This window comes from Yersinia sp. FDAARGOS_228 (assembly GCF_002073315.2).
GTDB classification, from domain to species: Bacteria; Pseudomonadota; Gammaproteobacteria; order Enterobacterales; family Enterobacteriaceae; genus Yersinia; species Yersinia intermedia.
Genome location: NZ_CP020409.2, coordinates 2,093,372 through 2,109,305, shown reverse-complemented (window position 1 = coordinate 2,109,305; position 15,934 = coordinate 2,093,372). Strand labels below are relative to the sequence as shown.

The window sequence follows — 15,934 nt, the reverse complement described above, 5'->3', positions numbered from 1 at the left end:
TGGTAATTAATTCTTCAGGTAAACTCTTGCGGTTAAATGAGTTTGGCCTCAGTTTTGAGGTACACTTAGATCGCAGTTTTACTAACAATAATGGATAACGTAGCCAGCTAAATTGGCTATCGAAAATAATCTGTATTCAACAACCAAATATTCAACGTCTATGCCCAATAGATTGCAAAATGCAGGAAGGCGGCAAGCAAGCAATAAATCGGTCGGGAGCAGATTTGCTCACCGTTTACAGGGCGAGTAACGCCAACCGCCAACGCCGCTGCAATTTGTAAGATGAGAGGTATATATCGGTTACAGGGACATTACTTATATGACCAATAGTTACACTATTATGATCGTTGATGACCATCCACTGATGCGCCGTGGTATCAGGCAATTACTTGAGATGGACCACAGCTTTGATGTCGTTGCTGAAGCCAACTGCGGCAGTGAGGCCATTACCGAAGCGGCCAAATGTCAGCCGGATGTGATTCTGCTCGACCTAAATATGAAGGGAATGTCCGGGCTGGATACACTCAAAGCATTGCGACATGACGGGATTGATGCGCGGATTATCGTGCTGACGGTTTCTGATGCTCGCAGCGATGTATATGCCATGATTGATGCCGGTGCTGATGGTTATCTGCTCAAAGACAGCGAACCGGAAATATTACTGGAAAATATCCGCCGGGCAGCACATGGCGAGAATGTATTCAGCAATGAGGTTGCACAGTATTTATCTTCCCGCCATGAAGAAATTAATCCTTTCGCTGAGTTAACTGAGCGCGAATTAGATGTGTTGCAAGAAGTGGCGCGCGGGATGTCCAATAAGCAGGTGGCGTTTGAGTTACACATTTCAGAAGAAACCGTAAAAGTGCATATCCGCAATTTATTACGTAAGTTAAATGTACGTTCGCGAGTGGCGGCAACCATCATGTTTTTGGAAAATAAAAAGTACTAACCACCACCCTATTATTTAATAGCGACCAAACTATTCGCTATCTGTAAGGCTACTCAATGGCTGCTAAAATAAAATCATGGTTGTCATATATCCATTTTTTGTTCAGTGGTCCCCAGTTATCCAACTGGTAGTAGCCTGCGTTATTGCGCACCCCATGTTGTACAAAAGTCAGAGTGATGCCCAAACCGGGCAGCGCCTTCAAGACATCCTGCAAGGTTCGCCGTGGCCAACCTGTCAATTCCATCAAACGCGGCACATTAAGCGAGTCACCACTGCTGATTAACCAGCAGAGATAGAGACGACGGGCAAATACCGGATTTAGCTCCATAAAAATTCCTATTTTGAGTGACTGCTATTCCCTGCTTATTTAACATTGCAACCGGGCTGCCACGCTAAATTCTTGGGATATAATCAGTTTACCTGATGTCAGAGAAAACACCTGTTTATCACTATTTTCTACACAGAGGCGGATTAACTCAGCTTTATTGAGGTTTTTTACAGCTTCTCCATATTTTCTTCACGTTTCCCCCCGCATTCCCGCGTAAAGTGCACAGTAGATTCTGCTGTATCTGATTTTTTATTTATAGAGGCTGGCACTGCATGGCAAACTTTTTCATCGACCGCCCGATCTTTGCCTGGGTATTGGCGATAATTTTGTGTCTTACCGGGGCATTAGCAATCTCAACACTGCCTGTTGAGCAATACCCGAATCTGGCTCCGCCCAATGTTCGCATCAGCGCCTCATATCCAGGAGCCTCGGCACAAACACTGGAAAATACCGTCACGCAGGTTATCGAACAGAGCATGACCGGCCTTGATAAACTGCTGTATATGTCGTCGCAGAGCAGCAACTCCGGCAGTGCATCAATAACCCTGACGTTCCAGGCCGGAACTGATCCTAACGAAGCCATGCAACAAGTACAGAATCAGTTGCAATCTGCCATCAAAAAACTACCACAAGACGTACAACAGCAAGGCGTTTCAGTCTCAAAATCCGGTGATAATACCTTGATGATGCTGGCCTTTGTCTCCACCGATGGCAGTATGGATAAACAAGATATTGCCGACTATGTCGCCAGTAATCTGCAAGACCCACTCAGCCGTATCGAAGGGGTCGGCAGTATTGATGCTTTCGGTTCACAATATGCGATGCGTATCTGGTTGGACCCCAACAAACTCAATAATTATCAACTGACTACGCAAGATGTTGTCAGTGCTATCCAATCGCAAAATAGCCAGATAGCAGTGGGCCAATTAGGCGGTACCCCTTCAGTCGATAATCAAGCCTTGAATGCCACGATTAATGCTCAATCTCAATTACAAACACCGGAGCAATTTAGAGCGATCACGCTGCGCGTCAATCAGGACGGATCGCTGGTCACGCTAGGTGATGTGGCTAAAATTGAGATGGGTGCCGAAAGATATGATTACCTGAGCCGCTTTAATGGGCAGGCCGCCTCTGGGATGAGTATCAAGCTGGCCTCCGGGGCCAATGAACTGCAAACCGATGAGTTGGTTAAGGCCCGGATAGCAGAACTGGCACCGTTCTTCCCGCACGGGCTTGAAGCTAAAATTGCTTATGAAACCACCCCGTTCGTTAAAGCCTCAATCAAAGATGTGGTAAAAACACTGTTGGAAGCCATTTTATTGGTTTTCCTGGTGATGTATCTATTTTTGCAGAATTTCCGCGCCACTCTTATCCCAACAATCGCCGTCCCTGTAGTGCTATTGGGTACGTTCGCTGTACTGTCGGCGTTCGGATTCAGTATTAATACCCTAACTATGTTCGCCATAGTATTGGCTATCGGGTTGTTAGTTGATGATGCCATCGTGGTGGTGGAAAACGTCGAACGAGTGATGAGCGAGGAAGGGCTAGACCCACGCGAAGCGACGCGTAAATCCATGGGGCAAATTCAGGGCGCATTGGTGGGTATAGCGCTGGTACTGTCTGCCGTGTTTATCCCGATGGCATTCTTCGGTGGCACCACCGGGGCCATCTACCGCCAATTCTCCATTACCATCGTTTCCGCCATGGTGCTTTCGGTGCTGGTAGCCTTGATTCTAACCCCGGCACTTTGCGCTACCATGCTCAAACCCATTCAGCCGGGGCATCATCACGCCAAGCGCGGCTTTTTCGGCTGGTTTAACCGCATGTTCGATCGTAATACTCACCGTTACGAGAAAGGCGTGGCTCAGGTGTTACATCATAGTTTGCGCTATATGTTGCTCTATTTTCTGCTGTTGGGCGGGCTGGCTCTGTTGTTTATCAAGTTACCAACGTCGTTCTTACCATTGGAAGACCGTGGTGTGTTTATGGCCCAAGTCCAACTTCCGGTGGGATCAACCCAGCAACAGACACTGAAAGTGGTTGAAAAAGTGGAGAACTATTTCCTGACGGAAGAAAAAAATAATGTGTTATCGGTATTCTCAACGGTGGGATCCGGCCCAGGCGGTAACGGCCAAAATGTGGCGCGCCTCTTCATTCGGCTGTCTGATTGGGAGCAGCGTAAAGAGAGTAATAATTCTTCTTTTGCCATTATTGAACGCGCCACCAAAGTATTTAATAAAATTGCCGAAGCCAGAGTGTCGGTCAGTAGCCCACCGGCCATTTCAGGCTTGGGTGGTTCCTCTGGTTTTGATATGGAATTACAAGATCACGGCGGTCTGGGCCATGACAAATTGATGGCTGCTCGCGATCAGTTATTACAGATGGCCGCTCAAGAGCCCGTACTGACCCGAGTGCGACATAATGGATTGGACGATAGTCCGCAGTTGCAGATAGATATCGATCAGCGCAAAGCACAAGCGTTGGGCGTAGCGCTGGATGATATTAACAACACGCTGAAAACGGCTTGGGGTTCAACTTATGTTAACGACTTTGTTGATCGCGGGCGGGTGAAGAAAGTTTATGTACAGTCTGAGGCCACCGCCCGTATGCTGCCGGAAGACGTTAACAAATGGTATGTCCGTAATAAAAGCGGCAGCATGGTGCCCTTCTCGGCGTTCTCTACCACCCGCTGGGAATATGGCTCACCACGATTGGAGCGCTATAACGGTTATTCTGCACTGGAAATTGTCGGTGAGGCGGCACCGGGTATCAGTACCGGTACTGCAATGGATGTCATGGAGAAGCTGGTCAAACAACTACCAAATGGTTTTGGGTTGGAGTGGACAGGCATGTCTTATCAGGAGCGGCTATCGGGTTCACAGGCCCCAGCGCTCTATGCTATCTCGTTATTGGTGGTGTTTTTGTGTTTGGCAGCATTGTATGAGAGCTGGTCAATACCCTTCTCTGTGATGTTGGTGGTGCCACTCGGGGTGATAGGTGCGGTGGCAGCCACCTGGATGCGCGGGTTGGAGAATGACGTTTATTTCCAGGTCGGGTTGCTGACCATTATTGGATTGTCGGCCAAAAATGCCATTTTAATCGTCGAATTTGCCAGTGAATTAAACAATAAAGGCAAAGATTTAGTCGAAGCCACTCTTGAGGCTTCCCGCCAGCGGTTGCGGCCTATTTTGATGACCTCACTGGCATTTATCTTTGGTGTGTTACCCATGGCTATCAGCCAGGGTGCAGGCTCTGGCAGCCAACACGCAGTCGGTACTGGCGTGATGGGAGGGATGATTTCAGCTACCGTGCTGGCGATTTTCTTTGTACCGTTGTTCTTTGTTCTGGTGCGTCGCCGCTTCCCAGGCAGGCCACCGCGCGCGAAAGAGTAGATTTCAAGCTGTAGGAAGACGGCAAGCAAGAGAATCCCTATGAGCTGACATCAAGTCAGTGATTCGGGTGAATGAGAGCAGCCAACACACCTACGGTTTGAAAGATGACGCCTGATTATGCCCAATAGATTTCAAGCTGTAGGAAGACGGCAAGCAAGAGAATCCCGATGAGCTGACATCAAGTCAGTGATTCGGGTGAATGAGAGCCGCCAACACACCTACGGTTTGAAAGATGACGGGCATAAAAAAGGCAGAGCCAACATGGTCTCTGCCTTTCTGACGAGCGATTTTTCGCCCCTGGGTGTTGATAAGTCAATCGTTAAAACAACAAAAAGATAGTTACTCTTACTGCCGGTTTATTCGCTTATGCCTTGCGCAGCATAGCATCGATAAACTCTTTCCACGTACTTAACTCAAATTCAACCATAACATCCTCTCTAATTATCGCGGTTCATTATACGCCTGTTTTTTGAACAGTCAAAATTGAAAGCAAGCTATCTATCTGTTGAAATGGGATCTGTAGCAGAGATCTTGAATTTTGCCCTGTTGCTGAGTCTTATGGGTAAGCATTACATCGCTTGCCTGTTTTATCATTCGAGAGTAGCGTGCTCAGATATATAGGGGTAAACGCCGTTTTTGACAAAACCCGTTATTGGCAAAAGACAGAGCACAACCATGAAACACTCCATCGACTCATTAAAAGAGCTGGGCCGTTATGATGATGCGGTGGCACTGGCGCTAGACTTACTGCGTCGCTCACCCGATAACGCCAGCCTGCTATATAAGATTGCCTCACTGTATGATGTGCAGGGGTTGGAGTTGCAGGCAATCCCTTTCTACCGTGCCGCGATTGAGCACAATCTGGTAGGTAAAGAGTTGCAGGAGGCCTATCTGGGGCTGGGCAGCACTTATCGCGCTCTGGGGCTATATCAAGAGTCGCTGGACACATTTGACCGCGCGTTAGCTCATTTCCCGCAAGCGAAAGAGATAACCTTATTCCGTACCATGACGCTGTATAACCTCGGTGAAACCAAAGAGGCCGTCGCTGCATTATTGATATTGCTGGCTGAAACCTCAAACTATCAGGATATCAGCCTCTACCAAAAAGCGATTCGCCACTATGCCGCTGACCTTGACCGTATTGGTTAAATCAACAGCTCAGTTCTGATTACCACCGCGCTAAACTACGCATAGCCGTCTGGATTCAAATCACATTTTCCCGCATTATGGGCAAATTGCCCCCTTGCTCCGGGCAGCCGTCTACGCGGCTGGCCTGATTTGCCATTCTAGCCGAGGTATTATTTTTCCATGTCAGATAGCCCAGCCACCCCATCATTGCGCCTTTATGGCATTAAAAATTGCGATACCATAAAAAAGGCCCGCCGCTGGCTGGAAGAGCAAGGTATTGCCTATCAGTTTCACGATTATCGTGTGGACGGATTGAGTGACGAACGCCTGCAAGGTTTTATCGATAAACTGGGTTGGGAGCCATTGCTCAATACGCGCGGTACCACCTGGCGTAAATTGCCGCAGGCCCAGCGTGATGCAATCACCGATGCTCTGGCCGCCAAAGCGCTGATGCTAGAACAACCAGCCATAATTAAACGCCCGCTGCTGGAAGCCACCAATGGCGAGATGCTGCTGGGCTTCAAAATTGAAAGCTATCAACTATTCATTCAACAACATATTATTAAACAACACGTTATCGAGGTGCAATAACATGATCTGTCCGGTAATCGAACTGGCTCAACAATTAATTAAACGCCCGTCGCTCAGCCCTTCTGATGCGGGCTGCCAGGCGATCATGATTAAGCGCTTAGAAGCTATCGGTTTTACGGTAGAGCCCATGAATTTTGGCGATACCCTTAATTTCTGGGCATGGCGCGGCGAAGGTGAAACACTGGCATTTGCCGGTCATACCGATGTGGTTCCCACCGGTGATGAAAGCCATTGGAGCAGCCCACCGTTTGAACCGACCATTCGTGATGGCATGCTGTATGGCCGTGGTGCCGCCGATATGAAAGGCTCACTGGCCGCGATGGTGGTCGCCGCCGAACGTTTTGTTGCCGTTCATCCAGACCATAAAGGCCGGTTGGCATTTATGATTACCTCCGATGAAGAAGCCAAAGCCATTAACGGTACGGTCAAAGTCGTTAATGCGTTGATGGCACGCAATGAGCGGTTGGATTACTGTCTGGTTGGCGAACCCTCCAGTACTGACCGGGTCGGGGATGTGGTGAAGAATGGCCGCCGAGGTTCTATTACCGCCAACTTGCGTATCCATGGAATTCAAGGGCATGTGGCCTACCCTCATTTAGCAGATAATCCGGTTCATCGTGCCATGCCAGCCCTGAATGAACTGGTTGCTACGCAATGGGATGAAGGCAATGAGTTCTTCCCTGCCACCAGTATGCAAATTGCTAATTTACATGCCGGCACCGGCAGCAATAACGTGATTCCTGGTGAGTTCTATGTGCAGTTCAACTTCCGTTTCAGTACGGAACTGACCGACAGCATGATTAAGCAGCGAGTAGAGGCGCTGTTGGAACGCCATCAACTGAATTATACCCTCGAGTGGGTGTTGTCTGGTCAACCCTTCCTTACCGCAAGGGGCGCGCTGGTCGATGCAGTGGTGAATGCTGTTGAGCACTACACTGAAATCACTCCGCAATTGTTAACCACCGGTGGTACCTCTGATGGTCGTTTTATCGCTTTAATGGGCGCTCAAGTGGTGGAATTAGGACCAGTTAATGCCACTATCCATAAAGTGAATGAATGTGTTCACGCCGCTGACTTGCAACTACTGAGCCGGATGTATCAGCGAGTTATGGAGCAGCTCATCGCATGACAACTAATACATTAACACCACAGATGCTTACCGGCCGTTCAACCGATCATCTGGCGGTGTTAAGCGGCAACCATCGTTTGCAACCACAGGCTGTTGCCGCTTTTCAAGCCATGCAGCAAGCCGCTGCGCGGGCGGGGTTCGATTTACAGCCTGCCAGCACTTTTCGCGATTTTGACCGCCAATTAGCGATCTGGAATGGTAAATTTCGCGGCGAGCGACCAGTATTAGATAAAGACAGCCAGCCGATGGACATTCGCCAACTTGATGCTCAGGCCCGCTGTGAAGCTATTTTGCGCTGGTCTGCCCTGCCAGGGGCCAGCCGCCACCACTGGGGCAGTGATCTGGATATTTACGATCCCTCCCTGTTGCCCGCAGAAACAAAATTACAACTGGAGCCATGGGAATACGATACTGGCGGCTATTTTTATCCGTTGACCCAATGGTTGGATGTTCATATGGCTGAATTTGGTTTTTACCGGCCATTTAGCGAAGACAACGGCGGTATTGCAGCAGAACCTTGGCACCTGAGTTATCGCCCGTTAGCTGCTGCGGCAGAACATTTACTGACACCCAACATTCTACTAGAAGCTTGGCAATCACAGGATGTGGCAGGTAGTGAGTGGCTGGCAAGCCATTTACCCATTATTTTTTCACGATTTATTCATACGCTATAGATTTCAAGATGCAGGAAGGCGGCAAACTTAGGCAGCCAACACCGGCAGTTTGAAAGATGACGGGTATATCAACGGAAGGAACTTAACCATGCACTGGTTAGCAGATTATTGGTGGATCATACTTATCCTGCTTGCGGGGATTATCTTAAACGGTATCAAGGAATTACGCCGCCTTGATCATAAACGTTTTTTAAAAAACAAACCGGAATTACCGCCTCATCGCGATAACAATGCGCAGTGGGACGACGATGACGACTGGCCGGATAAGAACAAGAAAAATAAGTAAAGCTCGACTCATATCTCAAACGAAGGGGCCAGCCCCCTTCGTCAGGGTGAATTACCTCGCAGCAATATCATCACGCAAATGGTCGATAGCCAGTTTGAGCATTGGTTGATTAATACCATGCCCAGTATTGGCATCCAGATTCAATGTTACGCGACTGCCCAAAACCAGTAAGCTACTGGTTGCCGCTTTGGCATACCCCATAGGAATCACGCCATCCTGCTCACCATGAATAAAATGGATCACCACGTCAGCGATGGGTTGTTGTGGTAACGTCGCAAAACGCCCACTGAACGCAATAACCTGCCCGGCTAACTGCGGCTGAGCTTTCACACCCTCTAGTGACATAATTGTGCCCTGCGAAAAACCGACCAGAGTGGTCTGTGGTGCCCCAAGGCCACTCTTCTGTTGCCAATGACGTACAATATCAATGAATTGCGACATCACGGCGTCAACACGTTCCTGGCGACTATCCTCAGTAATACCTTGCACTGAGAACCACTGACGTCCACTCCCCATGCCACTGGCGAATGTACCATCAATACTGACTACCAGCGCCTGAGGAAAGGCTTGTGCAAAATGGCTACCAACCGGTGCCATTCCAGCGGCGCTATCACCAACACCATGAAACAACAGTATTAATTGTTCTGGCGTTGCAGGTTGCTGCACTACGATAGAAGTCTGATTCATCAAGCGGCCTTTAATCATTAAATGACAATAGCAATACTATACGCCGCTGGTTTCGGAGAGATATTGGGTTTTATTGATGGAGTTGGTGGGAATTATTGAAGGTAACGGCAGATGCGGGATCTGACTCGATGGGTAATCGATTTACTCGAATAATTTCCTATCAACAAAACAGGCCAATTAGCCTGTTTTCATTATCATTATAAAGAGATGAGATCAAAGCGGTTTTACTATCACTTCGCCTTTGCGCTCAGCAACTTCTTTAGCGGCCATAAATCGTTTGAACATTTCGACTTTGCCATCATGAATCGCTTTAAAATCAATTTTACCCTTCGTGTGGGTAGTGCCGCGTTCGTATCGCATAACAAGCTCCATCATTTAGGTAGGTGAGATTACGCTCTCTGGCAAACCGCTTAACATACCTTGGATATATCGTATTTAAGGCTTCGTTCTCGGCAGAGAAATACAGAAGTTGTGTGCTTTCAATGTCAGCCACCCTGAGCATGAAGTCAACTAACGCGCTATAGAGATAATGTAACTCATGTAGCAGTAGATCAATTGAGCCTTCAGGCTTTGCAAATATCTGTGTCGGGTTTAGCTCTTCCTGCTGCCTATTGTAAAAACTGACAACAAAAACGAGTAATCCTCTGATTTTTTTACCAATCATACTGTGCATAGTGGCTGCCGCCACAGGATCTAAAGAGGGGGGACAGAACATTAGCCTCACGGTGATGGAACGTTTTTCATCTCCCGCAAAAACAAATTCAATATCAATGTACCCCATGCCATCTTCAATTTTTACTAATCCTTCAGTGACCAATCTGTGCGTGTGCATCTAGCCTGGTATCCTCGCTATACTCATCCTGAATATGGCGAATACCTTACCTTAAGAGCCTCTTCGACACATCATGAGAAATTGAGTTTTAAGACAATAAAAGATAACTGTCATCAACCCTCTGCCATCCCCTCGGCTGCCTCTTGCCGCCAGCGCGCCACTAATGCTTTTCGCCCGGTGAGGGCTAGATTGTTAACAATCTGCGCGGGCGAAATACCCTGTTGTAAATAATACCTTAATGCGGGAAGGGGTAATTGACTGCGTAATAACAAACGCTGTAGAGCGGGTAAGCTCGCTTCTAACGGCCGAAAAGCAAAGGCAAAACCAGCCAATTCACGCCAGTCGTCGTCATTTAAGGAAATGTCAGGTTGTTGAGGCGGGGATAACGATAAGGGCGTTGGGATGTCTACCCATTGTTGCAACCAATACCAATCACGCTCTAATTGCTGCCGTGCTGCCTCACAGAGCGATTGCCCCGCCGGACTCAAGGGTGATACCGCCATTGCCGCGTAACAGCCGCTACTGGCTTCCTTATGGCTACCAATACGCACCAGATGAAAGCCGCAGGCACGCCAGAAGCATTCTAATTCGGGGGTATAACCAAAACTGACTGAAATATAATCAAGCCTCTCGCGCTGCCCACACGCAAGCTCGGCGGCAATCATCTGCCGGGCTATCCCCTGCCGCCGCCACGATGGCGCGACGGCGACTCGACTGATACGCCGCGACAGTAGGGTTGGTGCATGCCATTGACCACTATGAGCAGCCAGTGATTGAGCCACCAAACTCCCCTTTGGCCGCCGTTTCCCTGCCCAAACGGCATGGGCTAATGCACTGCTAAGCCCCCCCTCATCCACCAGCCACAGAGCACCAATGACTGAATCAGCCACCTTAGCCGCAGAAAAATGCATCCCTGGCGCATCCATCAAACGCCGCAAATCAAGGGGGGTGGTACGATAATGCGCACTGGCAAGCAAACCATAAAAACGTCGCAGCAATTCGGGGTGGTGCAACCAATCGCGCTGCTTACAGGGTATAATATCGACTGGTGCTGAGAGAGATTCGCGGTGTGGTAGCTCATCGTCAAATAGCATAACTTCATCCACGATGCGCTCTAGCGGATCACCGCTGGCCCAACGAATAGGGTCTGTTAGCGTCAGAGGATGCCAATCGTGTAGTGTTGTACAGAATTTCAATAAGAAACCGCGCCCGGTGCCTTCGTAGCCCTGCACCGTGGTGGTTAATAGTGCCCGTGGGAAATACACCAATAACGCCGATAGTAGTGCGGCAGGGATAGCCGCGGCCTCATCGATCAATAGCCAGTCAACCCCGCTAACGTCGTTTAACCGGCAGTAGTCTAACAGTGCATCTGGTGCCCAGAAACGTGCCCGCTCTCCTGCCCGCTCGCTCAGTACTTGTGTGGCAGCTTTACCCGGCCCAGTAACCCAGCAGCTACCGGGCCATTGTGCCACCAGCATACCTGCCAGCGTCGATTTACCACGCCCACGGGCTGCCGTCAGCACCCAAGTCCCTCGGTCTGCCTGCATCAGGCGTTGAAGGATAGTTTGCTGCTCCGTGGTAGGGGAACCGTCGGGCTGCTGCCAGTCCGGGCGAGAGTACGCCATAGGTATAGATAGCGGCTGATTCTGTTGCCACAAAATAACATCGGGATCAGCCTGAAGTTGACGTTGGAGATGGCGAATAAAATTCGGCGTGGTGATGGGGGTGAGTTGCTCGCTCCAGCGCAAGCTATCAGCGTCTGGTAAACATGGCCACCTGTCCCACTGCGGCACTAATAGCACCAGCCAGCTCCCAGCTTGCAATACGCCAGCCAGCACCGCCAGCGCCTCGCTATTCAGACCCTCTGTGGCATCAAATACACCATGTAACCCTTCCTGCCCAAGTAAGGTTTTAGCCGCTGTCGGGGGAATTGCGTTGCAAGTGTCAGGTGCCTGTTCTGCTATCCATAACCAATCACCTGGCAGTTGCTGACGCAGATTTAATGCCTGCTGGCGCGACCAATCTGCGCAGCCACTGAGGACCAGTAAACGCCGTATCCCCTGCCGCGCCATCAGCGGCTGACTGACCACAATCTCATTGATCACGCTACGATTTACCGATCACCAGTGAAAGCAAGCCCGCAGCAATCAATGGCCCAACCGGTACCCCTTTGAACAATGCAACACCCAGCACCGTTCCGACCAATAACCCTGCCACCACTGACGGTTGGTGAACCATCAACGACACGCCCCGGCCACCTAACCAAGAGACCGCGACCCCAACCACAATGGCTAATATCGATTTCCACTGCACAAAGGAGTGCAGCACCTCGCTGGCGCTAATTTTGCCGCTGGCAATCGGTGCCATAACCCCAATGGTCAGAATCAGTATGCCGATGGTTAAGCCATACTTTTCTATCCAAGGGAAAAACTGATTTAACGGAGTAATACGGATGGCAAGTAGTGTCAGAATAGCTAATGTGACGGTCATGTTGTGGCTAATGATACCTAGCGCAGCCAACGCCAATAGAATCAATAAAGTTGGATCAAGAGCGGCCATGGTTATCCCTGCCTTGCAATAAATGCCGGCAGCTAGCGTGCCGGTAAGAGGAAAGTGGTCTTATGATAATCTATTTATACTTTTCGTACCTGACGCTACAGCGCTGTTCGCTGTAACGCCGATGATTTTAGCTGATCAATTTAACGGGTTGAGAACGTGTTGCAGCTATTGGGATCACCGCTATCGAAGCCACGTTTAAACCAAGTATAACGCTGTTGTGATGTGCCATGAGTGAAGCTATCGGGGACGACACGCCCTTGCCTTTGCTGCTGTAAGCGATCATCCCCAATCGCCTGTGCTGCATTTAGTGCCGCTTGTAAGTCACCCACTTCCAACACCTGCTGGTCTTCCATGGCTTTGCCCCACACGCCAGCAAAACAGTCTGCCTGTAATTCCATTTTGACCGAGAGGCGATTAGCTTCAGCCTGAGATGCACCCTGTTGCTGCTGACGCACTTTAGTATCAATACCCATCAAATGCTGCACATGGTGGCCAACTTCGTGAGCAATCACATAGGCCTGAGCAAAGTCCCCTCCTGCTCCCAGTTTATTCTTCATATCTTCATAGAAAGATAAATCGATATAAACCGTGCTGTCCGCCGGGCAATAAAACGGCCCCATAACGGACTGACCGGTGCCGCACCCCGTACGCGTTGCACCACGATACATCACCAATTTAGGCTCCTGATAGGTGCGCCCCATTTTTTGGAAAATAGGTTTCCAAGCGTCTTCTGTATCCGCCAAAACGACTGATGTGAATTTGGCATATTGATCATCTTTGGTGCTGACTGAGCTTGGGGAACGTGGCTGTGTTTGAGTTTGTGACATCGGATCACCGCCATTTAACAGCGGGGTCAAGTCAAGCCCGTAGTAACCCGCCACCAACACTACAATCAGGATAACAATACCGCCCTTACCGCCAATCGGAGGGCGGAACCCGCCACCACCACCGGATGCGTCCCCGCGTCTGTCTTCTACATTGTCACTTTCACGACGACCTTGCCAACGCATAGCGATACTCCCAGATATTTTCCTTACATATTATCGTAGGAAATCTGTTTAGCTAATACCATTAAAAGCTTAACTGATTGGTGCTATTCGGGGAATTTGGCATTCACATACATGCTCAAAGTACTTAGCGGTACAATCAGGTGGCAAGTGAGAGACAAATCTGTCTGGAGCCTACCTGAATGCGGTTTGCAGCGGCCTCGCAGCAGAGATGGGCCGAGAGGTGAGCATAGCTAACAACGCGGTGGCGTTGAGTAAGAACAATGAGGGGAGATAACAGCTATCTCCCCTGCGCCAGACAAACGTAATCGATTGCGCGGTTAGTCTAATTTTACGCCGATACGGTGTGCAACTTCTTCGTAGGCTTCAATCAAACCACCCAGGCTCTGGCGGTAACGGTCTTTATCCATCTTGTTCAAGGTTTTCTTATCCCACAAACGGCTACCATCGGGAGAGAACTCATCACCCAACACCACTTCGCCATTGAACAGGCCGAATTCCAACTTGAAGTCCACCAGGATTAAACCGGCATCATCAAACAGCTTACTCAGCACATCATTAGCCAAATAGCTCAGTTCTTTCATGCGCGCCAATTGTGCTTCAGTTGCCCAACCGAAGGTTTTGCAATAAGTCTCATTGACCATCGGGTCATGCATGGCATCGTTTTTCAAAAACAGGTCGAACAGTGGTGGGTTCAGTTGCAAACCTTCTTCTATTCCTAAGCGTTTTACCAACGAGCCCGCTGCACGGTTACGGATAACACACTCAACTGGGATCATTTCCAGTTTTTTGACCAACACTTCGGTATCTGACAACAAGCGTTCCATTTGCGTTGGAATACCGGCGTCTTCCAATTTAGTCATAATGAAATGGTTAAATTTGTTATTTACCATCCCTTTACGATCGAATTGTTCAATGCGCTGACCATCCAGTGCTGACGTATCGTTGCGGAACTCCAATACCAATAGGTCAGGATTTTCGGTGGTATAGACGGTCTTCGCCTTCCCACGATACAACTCAGCTAGCTTTTGCATCTTAATTACTCCAGTAATGTGAAAATATAACTCGCCATAAAATGACTAAACCCTAAATAATTCGAGTTGCAGGAAGGCGGCAAGTGAATGACAAATTGGTTATAAACCATTTTGAACAGCGCCTGCGCTGACCTGTAGGGTGAGCCTTTGATGAGGCTCATAATCCCGATGAGCTTACTGTGTTGTAAGTGATTCGGGTGATTGAACGTAGCCAACACACATGCAGCTTGAAGTATGACGGGTTTAAAGGGGCCGAAGCCCCTTTGGTTTTATTTGGTACTTGTAGCACCAGTTTGGCTAAATGCTGCCTGGAACACCGCGACCAGAGCATCGTTCTGAGACTGAGTCAGAGTGTGCCCTTTCGGACCGATGAACTGTAAGCTACTGCGGTTATCGAGATCACCGACCTGTAACTTATAATCGCCTTCTGGCAATTCAGGGTCTTTGGCCCCCAACGCATCCCAACCACTGCTACTCATGGATTTATTGGTAACGTTAATCGAGCCTTGCGGACGACTACGATCATTAACCTTCATGCCGATCTTCTCAAGGGCGGCTGGCAGACGTTCCCACAACACAGCATAAGGGGCACGTACAATCAGTTGCGGTAAACCAGTATCATCGCTGCCGCTTTGCACATCCAGCGTGCCGACTTTACGGGAAGCCTGACTGCTTTCGCTATCAGAACGCACTTTATCCAGACCTTCGATAATGGCATTCAGCATTGCGCCGTTGTAGCGCTGGATTTCGGTATAGCTGGTGACCGGTTGCCCACCTTGCTGTAACGCAAGGGATTTCACCACTAACACCAACTGATAACCTTGTTCCTGCACACTTATCTGATAACGGCCTTCAAACTGCACGTCTTCATCTGCACGGTTCCATTTGACCCAGTCAGTTGTCAACGTTTGGCTGGCATCCTGACGGCTGGCTATCGTCCAGTTTTTATCCTGAAGAACGCGAGTAACTTGTGCCCAAAGGTTACGATTTTGCGGGCTATTTTCTAACAATAGCTTGCTGGTATCGTTAGCATTTTCAGCGCGAGAACCGCTAAGCAATGCCAGTGGTTGTACCGGAGGACGGATGTCCAACTGTTTACCCACTGCGCCTTGAGAGTTGACGGAACGGATATCAAACTCACCATTCTGCACTGGCAGAATCATTCCTGCCGGTGAGTTAAGCGGCTTTAGCCCAGGAGCTTCAAGATAAGACTCGTCACCGCCAACCTGGCGTTTGTAGCGTTGGTCAGTGGAGCAACCTGCCAGCAGCATTGCCAGCGAAACACCCACAACCGTTACCACCGTCGACTTTTGCAATGTTATTGCCATCAAATTTCCC

Annotated in this window: 16 protein-coding genes; 7 read left to right on the top strand and 9 right to left on the bottom strand. The window is 49.2% G+C overall.

Going from position 1 to position 15,934, the window contains the following annotated elements; translation table 11 throughout:
- The first annotated feature begins 319 nt into the window (after positions 1-319).
- Positions 320-949: a nitrate/nitrite response regulator protein NarP gene (gene narP, locus A6J67_RS09655; RefSeq protein ID WP_032905981.1), complete on the top strand. Its 630-nt coding sequence runs from the start codon at positions 320-322 to the stop codon at positions 947-949.
- Positions 950-998: 49 nt separating this feature from the next.
- Here narP and A6J67_RS09650 read toward each other — a convergent pair whose 3' ends face one another.
- Positions 999-1,277 (bottom strand): winged helix-turn-helix domain-containing protein, encoded by a 279-nt coding sequence (locus tag A6J67_RS09650; RefSeq protein WP_005183867.1) that lies wholly within the window; start codon positions 1,275-1,277, stop codon positions 999-1,001.
- Positions 1,278-1,549: 272 nt separating this feature from the next.
- On the opposite strand from A6J67_RS09650, the gene acrD reads away from it, so the two are divergent.
- The 6 genes from acrD (at position 1,550) to A6J67_RS09620 (ending at position 8,477) form a co-directional block, all read left to right on the top strand.
- Positions 1,550-4,669, top strand: a complete 3,120-nt coding sequence (gene acrD / locus A6J67_RS09645) for a multidrug efflux RND transporter permease AcrD (protein WP_005183869.1) — start codon at positions 1,550-1,552, stop codon at positions 4,667-4,669.
- Between the two features lie 675 nt (positions 4,670-5,344).
- The gene (locus tag A6J67_RS09640; RefSeq protein WP_005183873.1) at positions 5,345-5,818 is read left to right on the top strand and encodes a tetratricopeptide repeat protein; all 474 of its coding nucleotides are present in this window, start codon (positions 5,345-5,347) and stop codon (positions 5,816-5,818) included.
- A 159-nt stretch (positions 5,819-5,977) separates the two neighbouring features.
- Complete coding sequence (locus tag A6J67_RS09635; protein ID WP_042568396.1) at positions 5,978-6,388, top strand: ArsC family reductase; 411 nt, start codon at positions 5,978-5,980, stop codon at positions 6,386-6,388.
- A gap of 1 nt (position 6,389) precedes the next feature.
- Positions 6,390-7,517, top strand: a complete 1,128-nt coding sequence (gene dapE, locus A6J67_RS09630; protein ID WP_005183895.1) for a succinyl-diaminopimelate desuccinylase — start codon at positions 6,390-6,392, stop codon at positions 7,515-7,517.
- On the top strand, positions 7,514-8,191 hold the full coding sequence (locus A6J67_RS09625; protein ID WP_032905984.1) for a M15 family metallopeptidase: 678 nt from the start codon (positions 7,514-7,516) through the stop codon (positions 8,189-8,191). Before dapE ends, A6J67_RS09625 begins: the two co-directional genes overlap by 4 nt.
- Before the next feature lie 88 nt (positions 8,192-8,279).
- Positions 8,280-8,477, top strand: coding sequence for a YpfN family protein (locus A6J67_RS09620; protein ID WP_005183900.1), 198 nt, complete (start codon positions 8,280-8,282; stop codon positions 8,475-8,477).
- A gap of 51 nt (positions 8,478-8,528) precedes the next feature.
- On the opposite strand, the gene ypfH is transcribed toward A6J67_RS09620, so the two are convergent.
- The 8 genes from ypfH to bamC all read right to left on the bottom strand — a co-directional run bounded on the left by ypfH (position 8,529) and on the right by bamC (position 15,924).
- Positions 8,529-9,164, bottom strand: a complete 636-nt coding sequence (gene ypfH, locus A6J67_RS09615; RefSeq protein WP_042570013.1) for an esterase — start codon at positions 9,162-9,164, stop codon at positions 8,529-8,531.
- Between the two features lie 213 nt (positions 9,165-9,377).
- Entirely contained in the window at positions 9,378-9,524 is a 147-nt protein-coding gene (locus A6J67_RS23455; RefSeq protein ID WP_005183905.1) for a hypothetical protein, read from the bottom strand.
- Complete coding sequence (locus A6J67_RS09610; RefSeq protein ID WP_032905986.1) at positions 9,487-9,996, bottom strand: hypothetical protein; 510 nt, start codon at positions 9,994-9,996, stop codon at positions 9,487-9,489. The genes A6J67_RS23455 and A6J67_RS09610 overlap by 38 nt, the downstream gene beginning before the upstream one ends.
- A gap of 113 nt (positions 9,997-10,109) precedes the next feature.
- The gene (locus A6J67_RS09605; RefSeq protein ID WP_050288368.1) at positions 10,110-12,101 is read right to left on the bottom strand and encodes a tRNA(Met) cytidine acetyltransferase TmcA; all 1,992 of its coding nucleotides are present in this window, start codon (positions 12,099-12,101) and stop codon (positions 10,110-10,112) included.
- A 1-nt stretch (position 12,102) separates the two neighbouring features.
- Positions 12,103-12,555 (bottom strand): DUF441 domain-containing protein, encoded by a 453-nt coding sequence (locus A6J67_RS09600; RefSeq protein ID WP_005183907.1) that lies wholly within the window; start codon positions 12,553-12,555, stop codon positions 12,103-12,105.
- Between the two features lie 140 nt (positions 12,556-12,695).
- Positions 12,696-13,565 (bottom strand): neutral zinc metallopeptidase, encoded by an 870-nt coding sequence (locus tag A6J67_RS09595; RefSeq protein ID WP_005183908.1) that lies wholly within the window; start codon positions 13,563-13,565, stop codon positions 12,696-12,698.
- A gap of 317 nt (positions 13,566-13,882) precedes the next feature.
- On the bottom strand, positions 13,883-14,596 hold the full coding sequence (gene purC / locus A6J67_RS09590; RefSeq protein ID WP_005183911.1) for a phosphoribosylaminoimidazolesuccinocarboxamide synthase: 714 nt from the start codon (positions 14,594-14,596) through the stop codon (positions 13,883-13,885).
- A gap of 269 nt (positions 14,597-14,865) precedes the next feature.
- Positions 14,866-15,924, bottom strand: a complete 1,059-nt coding sequence (gene bamC / locus A6J67_RS09580; RefSeq protein WP_005183916.1) for an outer membrane protein assembly factor BamC — start codon at positions 15,922-15,924, stop codon at positions 14,866-14,868.
- Between the last annotated feature and the right edge of the window lie 10 nt (positions 15,925-15,934).